Source organism: Streptomyces sp. NBC_00466, assembly GCF_041433995.1.
Taxonomy (GTDB): Bacteria; Actinomycetota; Actinomycetes; order Streptomycetales; family Streptomycetaceae; genus Streptomyces.
On sequence record NZ_CP107896.1, the window covers coordinates 3,867,366 to 3,879,865 of the forward strand.

A 12,500-nucleotide genomic window follows, 5' to 3' on the forward strand; every position below is an offset into this window, starting at 1 on the left:
GTTGCTGATTCTGTAGTCGGACAAGAGAGGCGCTGGGCCGCTTCTCTCCGATCGTCGGATCGTTGCTCCGGCCGTGCCGTTGGCTGACGCGTACTGGGCGCGAACAGAGCCGTTGTTGCCGGATCGGACGCCGAGCGGGGTGGGCGGTGATTCCACAGCCCGTCGACCAGATCGCCAACCGCAAGCGCAAAGGCCGGCTCGGAGGCCGCCCGCCCGCCTTCGATCGCGAGGCCTACAAGCAGCGCAACACCGGCATAGGCGGATCGGACACCAGAGGCCCCGCTACGGCGGCAGCCGAAGTGCCCCACTCCCATGCGCGCAGGGCTCAGGCTGTTGCGTGCTCCGTCGTGAGGTGGGGGAGGAAGGCGGCCCAGGTGGTGGGGGAGACGGTGAGGGCGGGGCGGGTGATGTCCTTGGAGTCACGGATGTGGATGGCTGCGGGGGCGGTGGCTATCTCTACGCACTCGCCGCCCTGGTCGCCGCTATAGGTTGACTTGGTCCACTGGGTGGCGACCTCTACACATTCGCCCTGCTCGGCGTTCGCGGTGCATGTATTTCCTGTTGCCTCCGCGAACTGCCGCCGCGTACCGGTGGGGTGGCGGGGTGCGGGCGCTCACGCGGCATTCGGGGTGGACGGCGTTCGTCGGGGTTCCCGCGCTGGAGGGGTTCACCTGGCCGCTGGACTGGCAGTCCCGGCCGACGCTCGAAACACCGTTCGTGGAACCGGACTTGTTGCATGAAATGGTCGGACGCGTCCTGGATGCTGTACGGTGACCGCGTCATCACGCTACGTAGAGGCGTGGCGGTCCCCGGAAGTGCTACCAACACCACCGAGGACCTTCACCACCGAATGGATCGAGAGTCCACCGGGATGCTCAGGCATGCTATCGCGCCCATGCGGCGCTTCACCAAGGCTTCGCACGACGTCGTACGGCACCAGGTGCTGAACAGCGACGCGAAGATCCTCCTGCTGTACGTACAGGGCCTGCCGGAGAGCGAGCTCGGCCGCCCGCTGGGTGCGTACGCGCTCAAGCTGGGCATCAAGGGCCGCGCGTACCAGCGGGTCAAGCAATCCCTCACCGCCTGCGGCTACTTGCACGAGTGGCGGTGGCAGGGCGAGCGCGGGCGCTGGGTGACGGAGCAGCTGCTCACGAACGTCGCACTGACGCCGGAGGAGGCGGGCGGCGTACGGGATGGGGCGGACGGCGTACGGGGCGGGTCGCCTTCGCCGGGCCCAGGTGATCCGCCGGACCCGGGCGGCCCGTCGGGCCCGGCGCACACCGAGTCGCCGAGTGTGCGGGCTCCGGTCGCCGGTGAGCCGGAGCGCCGGAAGGTCGGCGGCTCTTACCGGGAAGAACAACTACTCAAGAAGAACCTTCCCCACCCCCCACCCGAAGCGCTGGCCGATCCGACACCGGAACTGCTTGCAGCAGAAAGGGTGTTGCTCTCGCTGCGCTCGACCAGCCGTGAGCTGCATCTCGGCGTAGGGGAGGCGCGCCAGCTCGCGGAGACGGCGGCCGAGTGGTTACGGCGGGGCGTGTCGGCGGGGGAGTTGCGTACCGCGCTGACTGCGGGGCTGCCTTCGGCCGGGATCCGCTCGGCGGTCGGTTTCCTGCGGCACCGGCTGGTGGCGAAGCTTCCCGCGGAGGCCGTTCCCGTATCCGGGCCGGGAGTGGAGGCCGGGGCGGCCGGTCTTGTCGTATGCCGGGGGCCCGGTGACGAGCACGTGTTCCGGCCGGTGGCGGGCGAAACGCACTGCCGCCGGTGCCGGACCGGGGACGCGAACCGCACGGCGGAACAGGCGGTGTCGGTCACGCCCTGGCGGGTGCGGGTGGCGGCGCTCAGTGGTCCGTTCCGGAACTCCTTGGGGGGGGGGGGATCAGGCCGCCAGGACGACGGAGAATTCTTGGTGTCGGGGGACTGTACCCGGTCGCCGAACTCCGGATCCCTGCGGATGAACAGACCGGGCCGGGTGTGGTCGTCATGGCCAGGCGCCCCGTCTGAGGACCCCAGCTCCCGGGGGCGGCACTCTCTGGACCGCACCTGCGCCCTCTGCCTCCCGGCTCCCGACATCTGACGAGCCCTGCACGACGCCGCCTCCGGAGTCAACCCCTGAAGGACCTCCGGAGGCGACCGCCTGGCTGTGATCCCGTTACCGTGTGGCCATGCCACCAGCCTCCGTCCTTCTCGTCATCGACATGCAGAACTCAACTGTGGCGATCGCTCATCGGGCAGCCGAGACCGTCACCGTGATCGCCGGGCTTCGCGAACGGGCCCTGGCGGCCAGTGCGCCGGTCGTGATGATTCAGGACCAGGGCGAGGGGATGGAGCCCGGCACCGATGGATGGAAGATGGCGCCCGAACTATTGCCGAACAGCGGCGAGTTGGTGGTCCATAAGACCAGCCCGGACAGCTTTCTGGGCACGGGACTCGACGCGGCCCTGAAGGCTGTGGGCGCCACCGAGGTGGTGGTCACCGGTTTCGCGACCGAGATGTGTGTGGACACCACGGCGCGGCAGGCGCTGAGCCACGGGTACGACGTGGTGCTGGTCGCTGATGGCCACACCACCTCCATACGGCCCGAGTCCGAGTCCGAGTCCGAGTCCGAGTCTGATTCCCGGGCGTTCGCCCCGCCGGACCGGTCGATCGCGCACCATAACGAGATCTTCCGGAACATCCGATTCCCGGGGCGGCGCGTACGTGTGCTGCCCGCGGCCGAGGTGGAGTTCAGCTGGACTCCGTAACCCGTGACCCGTAACCCGGCCGCCGGAGGGGTGGGGACGGCCGGCTGGCCGGGCGCTGTGAAAACCGGCTGCGGGCGTCGGCCACGTCGCCTACCGTCAGGGGGATTTCCGCCAAGAAGCCTGAGACGTTGGGGATGATGGTGCGATACCGCACAGTGGGACGCAGTGGACTGTCCGTGTCCGAGATCGGTTACGGCGCCTGGGGTATCGGTGAGAGCAGCTGGGTGGGGGCCACGGAGGACGAGTCCGTGCGTGCTCTGCACCGGGCCGTCGACCTCGGTGTGAACTTCATCGATACCGCCCGCCTCTACGGCGAGAGCGAGCGGATCGTCGGACGTGTGGTCCGCGAGCGGGCCGGTGACGAGGTGCTCGTCGCGACCAAGGTGGGCCCCATGAACCGGGTCTGGCCGCCGCCTTTCGGTCTTGACCCGGACGAGGCGTTCCCGGGTGAGCACATCCGTAAGACCCTGGAGACCAGTCTGCGGGCCGGCGGGCTGGACCACTTCGATGTGCTGCAGTTCCATGTGTGGAGCGACGACTGGGTCGGCCGGGGCGACTGGCTGGAGACGATCGCCGCGCTGAAGCAGGAGGGGAAGATCCGCCTGTTCGGTGTCTCCATCAACGACCACGAGCCGGACAACGCGCTCGCGCTCGTACGCAGCGGGGCGGTGGACAGCGTGCAGGTCATCTACAACATCTTCGACCAGTCGCCCGCCGACGCACTGCTGCCGGCCTGCGAGGAGCACGGCGTCGGGGTCATCGTGCGGGTGGCGCTGGACGAGGGCGGTCTCACCGGCCGTATCACCGCGGACAGTACGTTCCCGGAAGGCGACTGGCGCCACCGGTACTTCCGCGACGACCGCCCGGCGCAGGTCGAACAGCGGGTCGCCGCGATCGTCGCCGACCTCGGTATCGCGCCGGACGAGATCGCGGAGACCGCGCTGCGTTTCGTACTGAGTTCGCCGGCGGTCTCCACCGTCATCCCCGGGATGCGGACCGTACGCAATGTGGAGCGCAACACGGCGCTGAGCGACGGGCGAGTGCTCACCGCGGAGCAGCTCGCCGTACTGGCGAAGCACCGGTGGCAGCGGAACTTCTACGCCTGATGTCTATGACGCCTGACGCCTGATGCCCGCTGGGTGGCGGCGGGGCGGCGGGTCGTCGGGGCGCTGTTGTCAGACCCGGCTGGCAGGCTATGGATCATGACGAGTACTGAACGACCGATGCCGCCCCTGAACGCGGACGAGCGTATGACCCTGGAGAGTTGGCTCGACTTCTACCGGGCCACGCTGGCCATGAAGTGCGAGGGCCTCACGGAGGAGCAGCTGCGCACGGCCTCCGTGTCGCCCTCGGCTCTGACGCTGCTGGGGCTTGTCCAGCACATGGCGGAGGTTGAGCGGAACTGGTTCCGCCGCGTGCTGACGGGCGAGGACGTGCCCGCCATCCATGGCCAGCAGCCCGGCCCGGAGGGGCACGACGCAGGATTCGACCTCGCCGATGAAGCCTCGTTCGAGACGGCGCGGAACACCTGGGAGGACGAAATCACCTGGGCCCGCGCCAACTGCGCGTCGCGTGCGCTGGATGACACCGCGCCGTTCATGGGCAGTGAGGTGAGCCTGCGGTGGATTTACACGCACATGATCGGCGAGTACGCCCGGCACAACGGGCACGCCGACTTGGTCCGCGAGCGGATCGACGGCAGCACGGGAGTCTGAGGGTCTGAGGGCCTGAGTCTGTGGGCCTGAGAGCCCTTCCCGAATCCGGTGATCGTGTGGTGATTCGTGGGTTCGGGAAGGGTTCCGAGAGGTGCGACTTCGCGGACGGCCCAGTACGCAAGCTTCCCTGCCCCGGCCGGAGCGACGGGGTTGTCAGGTCAGCGCTGCAGCCGCTCAGGCAGCGCCACCCAGCGGCGCGGGGTTCCCCGGTCCACCGCTTCCCGGCCGTCACTGATCCGCAGGCCGGCCGCATCACAGGCGTACGCAAGGATGTTGGCGCCGAAAGGGAAGGAGCGCTCGGTCTGCCAGAAACGGAAGTTCCAGTACGCGGCCGGGTCCGACTCCTGTGGGGAGAGCCCGATCTCCTCGTACGCGACGGCCTTCCCGTCATGGGCCAGGGTGCCGAACGTCCCGCCCTTGGGGTTGAAATACACCCCGTAGGCGGTGGTGCCCGCCGATATCGCTTTCAGCACGGCTTCGTCGCTCGGCATGTACCCGTCCTGGGTGATCACGCATCCGCCGGGCTCACCGTGCACCTTCGTCACACCCACATGGCGAAGGCACTCGTCGTGCTCCATCTCGTCGAAGGGGGCTTGATCGAGGTCCGCTCTCGGGCACTGCGCGGGGTCGGCGCCGAGCCGCCGGATCAGTTCGTCCTCGCTCAGGCCACGTACGAAGGCGATGCCGAGCCCGTCGGTCCAGAGATTATGCTCGCCGAAAGCCGTGATGAGCGCATCCGCCGCCTGCACGGCGGCGGCCTCGTCGGCGGGCAGCTCCACCGCGCCCGGCAGTTCCGCGACGAGCGGTGCGAGCGGCGTGGTCAGCAGCAGCCGGCCCGGTGACCAGGGGCCCGACTGAGGCGTCCACACATCCGCCCCGGCATCGATCAGCACACGGGTACTGCCCTCGTCCACGCTCCGGGCGGCGTACCACAACGGTGTGTGCCCGTCCTGGTCCCGTGCGTCGGCCTCCACCTCGTACGTCAGGAGTGCCGCGACCGCATCCGCCGCCCCCGCCTCGGCCGCCCTGTGCAGCGGTGTGGCTCCGAACGGCCCGATCTCGGAGCCGGGCGGCGCGCCTCCCTCCAGCCGGGCCCGGACCAGGGCCGTGTCCGCCCAGTCCCGGTGTCCCATCCGCTCCCAGTCGGCCCGCGGTACGTAACGCTGCCGGGCCTCCTCCTCCCGATGTGCCGTCTCCAGTTGGGAGCCCGTCAGGGGTGGAGCCAGGAACGACGGTGGTCCGCCCGTCTCCACATACATGAACTTACCCGGCTGCCCCGCCGGATCCGGTGGCTCAAGCCCCGGCCAGACCTCAAGCACCCGCTCCGACGCGGCGTGGAGCGCCCCCACTTCGACCGGGGTGCGGGTCTCGGCGATCTCCTCGTCCGGCCACTCGACAACCAACTGCGTTTCCCCTGGGGGCGGGAGCTCCGCCAGATGGAGGTCGACATCAGTCTTGAACAACGACCGGTGGGACGCGTGCAGGCCCGGATCGACCGGGATCAGCCCGACCGCTTGCTGCTGCGCCGCACCTATCGACTGCCCCAGCGGCCCGGTGAACGAGGTGCGCCGCTGCGTCGTACCGTCCAGCGAGGTCACCCGGCGGCCGTCGGAGAGCAGCAGGCCCACCCGGAGCCCGGACTGACGCCGCGAATCGTCGTTCTCCCTACGGACCTTGCGGAACACCGCCAGGTGCAAGGTGAACGAACGCGGCCACACCGACCATCCCGTCAGCAGCACCCGGACATCCGGACCGGCACCGACCACGTCGAGCTGCGGCAGCACCACGGGCGCGAACCGGTCGACGGGTGGCGTGTACCGCCCGTCGTCCTCACCCGGCGGCCCTAACCGGATCATCACGGGCCGCTCGCCGGCCGGCTCTTCCGGCATCACCAGATCATCGAAGAATCCCATGCACCGAGCGTGACATGAGGGTCTGACAACGCCCCGGAATCTCCGCGCGGACCGGTCAACTCCACCGGTCAACTGCCCTCAGAGACCGCCCGCCGTCCGCCGCCCGCCGCCCGCCGCTCAGGAATCCTGCAGGGCACGGAACGAGTCGTACCAGACGGTGGTCTTCCCGACCCTTCCGTTTTCCTCCCTGACCGTACGGTTCGCGTACAGCGGGTTGATGATCCACGGCATCTTGTCGGGGCCCCAGCCCGTCTGCATGGATTCGATCTGCACCGCCCCGTAGGTGGCCACCGCGAGCTTGCCGGTCTCCCGGAACATCTGCACCTGCCGCGTCAGATAGTCCTTGTTGGGTGCGAACCACGGACTCATCGTGAGGAAGTCGTCCCACCGCTCCTGGGGGAAGGGCTTCTTGATCGCGTTGCCGATCACCTGCCACACGCGGGTGTTCGGGGGCACCTTGTACTTCTCGGCGTAGGCCGTCGGGATCGGGTCGTGCATGTGTTTCTGCCAGAGCAGTACCAGGGAGAACTCCGTGGCGAGGAACTTCTTGCCCTTGTCCAGGCGGGACACGACGTACTGGACGTACTGGCCGGCCGCTTGCAGGGAGTCGACGTGCGGATGGATGTCGAGACCTTCGATCTCCGGCTTCCTGTTGACGAAGGCGACCCACCGCTCGGTGGCCTGCGTGCGCTCTTCCTTCCGGTCGAGGTGGTTGAGCGCCCCCATGTACAGACGGGTCCTGCAGCCCTGCGGGAATTCCCTCTTGCGGTAGGCGATGACGTGTTCGGCGATGTACTCGTAGAACACATTGAGCCGCGCGTCGCGTTCGTCCTTCATGGTTTCGAGGAACGGCTCGTTGCCGATGGTGAGGATGTCCGTCTTCCCCATGACAGCGGCCAACACCCGGTCCACGCGCTTCAGCTGAGCTTCCATCTCCGGGCTGCCCACCTTGGGCAGCGGCCGCGCGTGGGTCTGGAAGGGGAACTTCATCGAGAGGATCGTCCGGAAGCCGTTACCGCTCGCGTCGAGCAGCTTGACGACCGCCCGCTGCTGGGGCGCGCCGAGCGTGTCGAGTTCGTCCGTCATCGGGACGAACCCGCGCACCCACTTCGCCGAAAGGGCCTTCATCTCGGTGAAGTCCAGGTCGGACGGGTCCTCGTTGAAGTTCACCCCGAGCGCACCGTCCGGCGCCTCGGCCGTGGGTGCGCTGCTGCCCTTCGGGTCCGGCTGCTTACTCGCTTTTCCACCCGGCTGCCTACCCGTGGCACTGCACGCCGCGGTGAGAAGGGCCGCGCCGGACACTCCCAGCAGCCGGCGGCGCGATGTCGGCCTCGCGAGGGAGGGCGTACCGGTGGAGGGCGTACCGGACGCGTCGGTCCGTGCGGACGACTCGTACCGCATTGCTGTTCTCCGATTCTGGTGACGTCGTCGCCGGCCGTCGTCCCCGACCGGCGGCGTCCAACGTAGTTGATCGGCCTGAGCACGGGTTGGTCTCCCCCTGGCAGACCGCACTGGGTTACCGCCGAACAACCCGCTGTGGGCTACGTTTCGAGTACATCGCGGAGCCGGCACGGGGACCGGGAGGACGGGGAAGTCAGCGGGGGGCGGGGGAGCACAGGGGTCCGACCGGAGGGTTTCGGCCATGGTGGTGGACCGTCGATGCCCATGACTCTGACCTACTTCGAAACTGGCTTCCCCGCCATCGCCCCCAAGGGTGACGAGGAGGACGGTCCGCCGATCCCCCAGCCCTGGTGCAGTGCGTCCGCGAAGGCGCCTGCCAGTTTCCGTTCACCGCTCTCGTTCGGGTGCGTGCCGTCGTACGTGTCGGTGTGGATGTCGTACGTCTCGGGCCGCGAGGCCAGCAGAAGCGGTGAGCGTGGTTCGTCCAGGTCCGCCAGGGTCTTCGCCAGCAGTACGTTGAAGTGGGCGACCTGCGCCGCGAACGGTGCGTCCGTCTCGGCGCGGATGTTCGGGATCACCGGGAGGAGCACCGCGCGGATGCGCGGGTTCGCCTCGCGCGCCTCGGTCAGGAAGCGGTGGGCGTGGAGCGCGGTCTGTTCGGCGTCCGTGTAGAAGCCGAGGTCTATCAGACCGAGGGAGACGAGCAGCAGGTCCGCCCGGTGCGCGGCCACCGTCCCGCGGATCACCGGGGCCATGTGCTGCCAGCCCTCGCCCCAGCCCGACAGATGGCGGCGGGCCCCGGCAGGGAAGGCGGGGTCCGCGTACGCCGTGCTCGACTCGTACAGCCCGGTGCGCGGCCCGACGATCTCGCAGCTGTGGCCCAGGTGCTGCCACATGCGGTAGCGCCAGGTGTAGTCGCCGGCACGGCCTATGGTCATCGAGTCGCCGACGAACATCATCCTCAGACGCATCCCGTCATCATCGCCGATGGCGCGGGGGTGGCAGTCTTGGGGGCATGCGTTCGCTTCAGTATGTCGCCGGGGCTGCGGCCACCGTCCTGCTCGCCCTCGTCCCGGCCGGGCAGGCGGCCGCGGACGACGGCGGCTTCACGATCAAGGATCCCCGGATCAAGGAGTCCAGCGGTCTGGCCGCGAGCCGGCTCCACCCCGGTATCTACTGGACCCACAACGACAGCGGCGACGGCCCGTACATCTACGCCGTGGACTCGAAGACCGGGCAGACCGTGGCCCGGGTCACGATGCGCGGTGTCGGGGCGCCGCGCGATGTCGAGGCGATCTCGATCGGGCCCGACGGTGACATCTACGTCGGGGACATCGGCGACAACCTGGACGGGAGCTGGGACCACGTCTGGATCTACCGGTTTCCCGAGCCGAAGCAGCTGAAGAAGGAAGAGACGGTCCACGCCACCCAGTTCACCGTCAAGTACGCCGACGGGCCGCGCAACGCGGAGGCGTTGATGGTCCACCCGAAGACGGGCCGCGTCTACATCGCGTCGAAGAACCAGACCAAGGGCGGGCTCTACGTGGGGCCCACGAAGCTGTCGGCGTCGAAGACCAACGTGTTCCGGCGAATCGACGACGTGCCGTGGGTGACCGACGGCGCGTTCTCCCCGGACGGCAAGCAGCTGACACTGCGGGGCTATCTGGGGGCGGAGTCGTACGACTGGAAACCCGGCGGTGGACTCGGCACCGAACACCAACTGGGCGTGCCGTTCCAGGGCCAGGCCGAGTCGGTGACGTACACGCCGGACGGATCCGCGCTGATGATGGGCTCCGAGGGGGCGCAGAGCAGGGTGCTGCGCTTCCCGGTGGAGAAGCCGAAGGGGTCGGACGGTGGCTCCAAGTCATCGTCCGGGGGCGGGAGTTCATCCGATGCGGGGGGCGACGGGGCCGGTGGCTCCGGGGCGTCTGCGACGGCGTGGGGCATCGGTGTGTTCGCTGTGCTGTTCTTGCTGTTCATGGGGGTGAAGCGGCTGTTCGGCGGGGGGCGGAGGTGAGGTTGGGGGTGTGAGGTGGGGCCGGGGGGCGTGAGGTGGGGTCCGTGACATGGAGTCCGTCCTCTTGCGCGCCCAGTGGTCCAGGCCGGGTCAGTCCTTGGCGCGGACGGTTGCCCCGGCCTGAAGGACTGCGGCGACATCGAGGGTGACGTCACCGCCGATCGAGGCGGGGAGCGGAGCTTGCTGGCCCGCGGCGAAGATCTGGTGACTGGCGTAGTCACTGCCGACCGGCTCGGTGAGGACGTGGACGCGGTTGTGCTTGCGGTTCACGATCACGTAGACGGGGATGTCGGCCTCGGCGTACACGGACACCTTGGCGCGCAGATCCTGGTCCTGCTGAGAGGAAGGGGACCATGAGCGTGGTCAGTACTTCCGCGTGTGGGCCGTCCGGGGGCGGGGTCACGGTGAGGATGCCTCCGATGATCTCAACGCGGTAGCCGGGCAGCTGCTCCATGAGGAGGTCGGCCTCTTCGAGCAGGGTCGGCGGCTCGCCGTCACAGGGGTGCTCGACTGCTGCGGCAGACATGAGGGCCTCCTGGTGGCTGGTGTCGAGAACATCATGGTAGGCCGGGCCGGGCTGCTGAGCGGGCTTGCGAAACGGCCGCCCGGACGGGTGAACACGGTGTACGGGGTTGCCGGATGTGCCGGTTGCCTGACCCGGGCACGAAGACCTCCCAGCGCGCCCGATTCCGCTGCCGGCGCCGGTCACCAGCCCGGCTGTGTCCGCGTAGTCGCTCATGCCGGCGGCTCGTGGTTGGCCCAGATCGCCTTGTACGGGTAACGGCCCTGCCAGCGCTTGATGAGGTCGAGAGCCCCGGGCATCGTGAAGGTCGCATTCAGGGCATCGAGGTCGGCCACGCGACTGCTCGCGTGGGCGCAGGACGACCGCCGCCGTCTGGTCGCCTCCTTCGTCGCCGCCGCCGTGAGCGCCGCAGGGGCGATGTGAGGGTATGCGGGCGCACAGACATTCATGAGACGCTCCGTCTGTACTCCGGTGCTGTCTCGATCACGACGATGACCGGGCTGCCCAGTGGTCCGGTCTGGTCAGTGACGGGGGGAGCCTGGTCGTCGCGTTGCCCTTGGCCGCGTTCAGCTGGGGCTGGGTGAGGAAGAAGCAGCCGGTGAGGTCCGCGCCGGTGAGGTCGGCGTCGCGCAGGTCGGCGCCGATGAGGTCGGTCAGGCGGAGGTCCGCGCCCGTCAGGTCGGCGGCAATCAGGCAGGCCCCGCGCAGCGTGGCGCCGTGCAGGTCCGCGCCCCGGAGGCGGGCGCCCATGAGGTCCGCGCCGCGGTGGTTCTTCTTCGCCTGGCTCTTCTTCGCCTGATTCTTCGTCGAGTGGTTCTTCTGTGCCTGGTTCGTTTTCGGCTGGTTCGTCTTCGGGCTGTCCGTCCGGTACGCCGTCGCGCGGACCAGGTCGCTGGTGCGGAGCAGCAGCTCGTTGACCTTCTGGCGGTGGGCCCCGACGTCCAGGGCGGCCAGTTCGTCCGGGCCGAGCAGCGTGAGTGCCTCGGTGGCTTCGAGGAGGTCGCGGAGGCCGGGGTGGACCGGGGCGGCCGGGGCCAGGGTGAGTGCCTCGGTCAGGTACCAGAGCAGTTCGTGGAGCTGGCGCACGACGGGGAACGTGTCGAACATACGCTGCGCGGTCTCCGGCGCCTGCCGCCAGTCCCGGCCGCCGAAGGTGACCTGCGAGACCTGCTGGCCCGCGCCGAAGCAGTCGTACACGGTGCAGCCCTGGAACCCCTTGTCGCGCAGCCGGGTGTGAATGCCGCACCGGAAGTCCGACTGGAGGTTGGTGCAGGGCTTGCCCGCGCTTTTGCTGACCGCGAAGTCGGCGGAGGCGGGGAAGGGGAGCGCGACGCAGCACAGCCCGAAGCAGTTCGCGCAGTCGCCTTGCAGGCGCGGGCGCAGCCGTATGTCGTCGGGCACGGGGAGGGGGCCTCCGGGGCGGGGTGGGGTGGGCGGGGCTGTGCAGGTGCGGGTGGGTGATTCATTTTATGCGGTGCGGGCGGGGGCCTGCCTGTGCGTACTCTCGCCGGATGCGCACCCCGATGGACGGCCCGATGAATGGCTCACTGAACGGCCCGAGCGCCGTTCCTGCCGCTGGTTCCTCCGCTGGTTCCGCCGTTGGTTCCGCCGTTGGTCCGACGGCCGTGCACACCGCCGCTCCGCCGGCCCTGCGCACCGCGCGGCTCGATCTGCTGCCGCTCCGCGTGCCGGATGCCGAGGAGATGGCTGTCGTGCTGTCCGATCCCGGCCTGTACGCGTTCATCGGCGGCAGCCCCCTGGGCGCCGACGAGCTGCGGGGCCGGTACGGGCGTCAGGTCGCCGGGTCGCCCGATCCTGCGGTGGTCTGGTGGAACTGGGTGATCCGGTTGCGTACGGAGGAGTGCCTGGCCGGGACCGTGCAGGCCACCGTCGAAGGGCCGGTCGCCGAGGTCGCGTGGGTGGTGGGGGCGCCGTGGCAGGGGCAGGGGATCGCCAGGGAGGCGGCGGCCGCGCTGGTGGCGTGGTGCGGAGAGTCGGGCGGTGTACGGGAGGTGGTCGCGCACATCCATCCGGATCACGCGGCATCCGCCGCTGTGGCCACGGCAGTTGGGCTGACCCCCACCGAGGAGTGGCAGGACGGCGAGGTGCGGTGGCGGCTGGTGCTGCCGCCGGTGCCGCAGCGTGAGGGCCTTTCGTTCGGCTGACCTTCCAGAGGGCTTCCCATCG

General features: G+C 69.2%; 11 protein-coding genes and 3 pseudogenes. 7 read left to right on the forward strand and 7 right to left on the reverse strand.

The window, feature by feature from the left end; genetic code table 11:
• Positions 1–128 precede the first annotated feature (128 nt).
• Positions 129–248 (forward strand): annotated as a pseudogene (locus OG210_RS17345) (IS5/IS1182 family transposase); the annotation flags it as partial.
• A 77-nt stretch (positions 249–325) separates the two neighbouring features.
• Here OG210_RS17345 and OG210_RS17350 read toward each other — a convergent pair.
• Positions 326–535, reverse strand: a pseudogene (locus OG210_RS17350) (DUF397 domain-containing protein); the annotation flags it as partial.
• Between the two features lie 336 nt (positions 536–871).
• On the opposite strand from OG210_RS17350, the gene OG210_RS17355 reads away from it, so the two are divergent.
• From OG210_RS17355 to OG210_RS17370, 4 genes are all read left to right on the forward strand, one after another.
• Positions 872–2,077, forward strand: a complete 1,206-nt coding sequence (locus OG210_RS17355; RefSeq protein WP_371537522.1) for a hypothetical protein — start codon at positions 872–874, stop codon at positions 2,075–2,077.
• 88 nt (positions 2,078–2,165) lie between these two features.
• On the forward strand, positions 2,166–2,744 hold the full coding sequence (locus OG210_RS17360; protein ID WP_328327985.1) for an isochorismatase family protein: 579 nt from the start codon (positions 2,166–2,168) through the stop codon (positions 2,742–2,744).
• A 140-nt stretch (positions 2,745–2,884) separates the two neighbouring features.
• Entirely contained in the window at positions 2,885–3,850 is a 966-nt protein-coding gene (locus tag OG210_RS17365) for an aldo/keto reductase (RefSeq protein WP_328335482.1), read from the forward strand.
• Between the two features lie 96 nt (positions 3,851–3,946).
• Entirely contained in the window at positions 3,947–4,459 is a 513-nt protein-coding gene (locus tag OG210_RS17370; RefSeq protein WP_328327983.1) for a DinB family protein, read from the forward strand.
• A 158-nt stretch (positions 4,460–4,617) separates the two neighbouring features.
• Here OG210_RS17370 and OG210_RS17375 read toward each other — a convergent pair whose 3' ends face one another.
• The 3 genes from OG210_RS17375 to OG210_RS17385 all read right to left on the reverse strand — a co-directional run bounded on the left by OG210_RS17375 (position 4,618) and on the right by OG210_RS17385 (position 8,744).
• On the reverse strand, positions 4,618–6,372 hold the full coding sequence (locus OG210_RS17375; protein WP_371537524.1) for an ankyrin repeat domain-containing protein: 1,755 nt from the start codon (positions 6,370–6,372) through the stop codon (positions 4,618–4,620).
• 117 nt (positions 6,373–6,489) lie between these two features.
• Positions 6,490–7,773, reverse strand: coding sequence for a hypothetical protein (locus OG210_RS17380; protein WP_328327979.1), 1,284 nt, complete (start codon positions 7,771–7,773; stop codon positions 6,490–6,492).
• 275 nt (positions 7,774–8,048) lie between these two features.
• On the reverse strand, positions 8,049–8,744 hold the full coding sequence (locus tag OG210_RS17385) for a GDSL-type esterase/lipase family protein (protein ID WP_371537527.1): 696 nt from the start codon (positions 8,742–8,744) through the stop codon (positions 8,049–8,051).
• Between the two features lie 44 nt (positions 8,745–8,788).
• Between OG210_RS17385 and OG210_RS17390 the strand changes: the two genes are divergently transcribed.
• Complete coding sequence (locus OG210_RS17390) at positions 8,789–9,790, forward strand: WD40 repeat domain-containing protein (protein WP_328327975.1); 1,002 nt, start codon at positions 8,789–8,791, stop codon at positions 9,788–9,790.
• A 90-nt stretch (positions 9,791–9,880) separates the two neighbouring features.
• On the opposite strand, the pseudogene OG210_RS17395 reads toward OG210_RS17390, so the two are convergent.
• The 3 genes and pseudogenes from OG210_RS17395 to OG210_RS17405 form a co-directional block, all read right to left on the reverse strand.
• A pseudogene (locus OG210_RS17395) lies at positions 9,881–10,316 on the reverse strand (Uma2 family endonuclease).
• 209 nt (positions 10,317–10,525) lie between these two features.
• The gene (locus tag OG210_RS17400; protein ID WP_328327973.1) at positions 10,526–10,762 is read right to left on the reverse strand and encodes a hypothetical protein; all 237 of its coding nucleotides are present in this window, start codon (positions 10,760–10,762) and stop codon (positions 10,526–10,528) included.
• A 34-nt stretch (positions 10,763–10,796) separates the two neighbouring features.
• Positions 10,797–11,714: a pentapeptide repeat-containing protein gene (locus tag OG210_RS17405; RefSeq protein ID WP_371537529.1), complete on the reverse strand. Its 918-nt coding sequence runs from the start codon at positions 11,712–11,714 to the stop codon at positions 10,797–10,799.
• Positions 11,715–11,938: 224 nt separating this feature from the next.
• Between OG210_RS17405 and OG210_RS17410 the strand changes: the two genes are divergently transcribed.
• On the forward strand, positions 11,939–12,478 hold the full coding sequence (locus OG210_RS17410) for a GNAT family N-acetyltransferase (RefSeq protein WP_371537531.1): 540 nt from the start codon (positions 11,939–11,941) through the stop codon (positions 12,476–12,478).
• The last annotated feature ends 22 nt before the right edge of the window (positions 12,479–12,500 follow it).

What these genes read in the sequence shown, in the direction of transcription:
- OG210_RS17375 (WP_371537524.1), bottom strand. Translation starts at nt 6,372, where the DNA reads ATGGGATTCTTCGATGATCTGGTGATGCCGGAAGAGCCGGCCGGCGAG.
- OG210_RS17385 (WP_371537527.1), bottom strand. Translation starts at nt 8,744, where the DNA reads ATGCGTCTGAGGATGATGTTCGTCGGCGACTCGATGACCATAGGCCGT.
- OG210_RS17370 (WP_328327983.1), top strand. Translation starts at nt 3,947, where the DNA reads ATGACGAGTACTGAACGACCGATGCCGCCCCTGAACGCGGACGAGCGT.
- OG210_RS17355 (WP_371537522.1), top strand. Translation starts at nt 872, where the DNA reads ATGCTCAGGCATGCTATCGCGCCCATGCGGCGCTTCACCAAGGCTTCG.
- OG210_RS17380 (WP_328327979.1), bottom strand. Translation starts at nt 7,773, where the DNA reads ATGCGGTACGAGTCGTCCGCACGGACCGACGCGTCCGGTACGCCCTCC.
- OG210_RS17390 (WP_328327975.1), top strand. Translation starts at nt 8,789, where the DNA reads ATGCGTTCGCTTCAGTATGTCGCCGGGGCTGCGGCCACCGTCCTGCTC.
- OG210_RS17400 (WP_328327973.1), bottom strand. Translation starts at nt 10,762, where the DNA reads ATGAATGTCTGTGCGCCCGCATACCCTCACATCGCCCCTGCGGCGCTC.
- OG210_RS17360 (WP_328327985.1), top strand. Translation starts at nt 2,166, where the DNA reads ATGCCACCAGCCTCCGTCCTTCTCGTCATCGACATGCAGAACTCAACT.